General features: G+C 40.0%; 1 protein-coding gene. It reads left to right on the top strand.

Going from position 1 to position 718, the window contains the following annotated elements; all coding sequences use genetic code 11:
- Positions 1-564 (top strand): hypothetical protein (locus tag R0J87_RS18335; protein ID WP_498887956.1); only part of this gene is annotated, 564 nt, incomplete at its 5' end.
- Between the last annotated feature and the right edge of the window lie 154 nt (positions 565-718).

Here is a 718-nt window from a genome sequence, read left to right as displayed (position 1 = left end):
GCAGACAAATTAGTCGATGAATCATTTGATAGTATTGGCGTTGTTCAAGAAATTTGTAAGCTCTGTTGCCAGTTAGCAGGTGTCAGCGCCACAAGCCCTACAAAGGTTCCTATTACGAGAGAACACTTGGCTGAGGCGATGGCCACAAAGGCTCGGGAGTATGGGGTTCGTCACATTCGAAACTTCGAGTCTTTTGTTGATATTCGTGTTCGTGTTAGTGCTCAAAGTGGGAAACCATCATTAGCTTATCCATACTATTTTATTAAACTTCTGCTAACAGAAGATTTTGATGACATCCAAAAAGGTATGGCAAGAGGATACCTTCTTGATGCCATACGTTCCATTCACCATCGTCGAGATGATGTCAGGTCAAGTGATTTAGGGCTGTCTCTTCATAATCTCACTCAACATCAGGTTTCAAAAGGAATTCAACCTCCATTTGTCGATTATGATAGAGGTGGGAAAATTCTTAAAATCATTGACTCTTCTCTCTATTTTTTTCTTAAACACTGTGACAGGGACGAGATTCTAGGAGATATTCCGAATCCTGTTGAAGATATTTAATCAGGGTATGATGGTAAGCAATTGGATAAAATAGCCCCAAATATTTGGGGCTTAATTTTATCTATATTGTGGAATCTTTCTAAGTTGTCGTGCTGCCTTGATAATCTTAGCCTTTGTTCGACGGTCACTCTCTGCGTCTATCTCCATTAAAGCA

The organism is Halomonas sp. SIMBA_159, assembly GCF_046536035.1.
In the GTDB taxonomy this organism is placed as follows: domain Bacteria; phylum Pseudomonadota; class Gammaproteobacteria; order Pseudomonadales; family Halomonadaceae; genus Vreelandella; species Vreelandella venusta_A.
Note: the sequence above shows the minus strand (reverse complement) of the source record. Positions and strands in the feature narration are given on the sequence as shown.